This is a genomic window from Hyunsoonleella flava (assembly GCF_004310325.1).
Classification (GTDB): domain Bacteria; phylum Bacteroidota; class Bacteroidia; order Flavobacteriales; family Flavobacteriaceae; genus Jejuia; species Jejuia flava.
Genome location: NZ_SIRT01000039.1, coordinates 1 through 323, shown reverse-complemented (window position 1 = coordinate 323; position 323 = coordinate 1). Strand labels below are relative to the sequence as shown.

1 protein-coding gene is annotated in these 323 nt (G+C 57.3%); it reads right to left on the bottom strand.

Annotated features, from left to right (window positions below; genetic code table 11):
• Positions 1-323 (bottom strand): hypothetical protein (locus EYD45_RS16840; RefSeq protein ID WP_165453963.1); only part of this gene is annotated, 323 nt, incomplete at both ends.

Here is a 323-nt window from a genome sequence, read left to right as displayed (position 1 = left end):
GTCAGCGATGGTGGTGAAGACACTGTCGGTCATGGGGGAGACAGAAGCCTGCAGAGTCTTCAGCTGGTTGTACATGTTGTCCAGGTGGCCAGTCAAGGTCAGCTTGAGTTCAGTGTACTCGGTGCCATCGAGGCCATCCAGGGCCTTTGTGGCGGCATCCTTAACCTGGGTCAAGTACATATCCATAGCAGCCCGAATGTGGGCGAGCTGGGTTGGTGGAGCTGGGGCATCAGCCTGGAGGGAAGCGGCTTGAGAGCCGACAGCCAGCAGAAGGGCCAGAGCGAGAGCAACGAATTTCATGATGGTGGTCTGGTGGAGTTTCT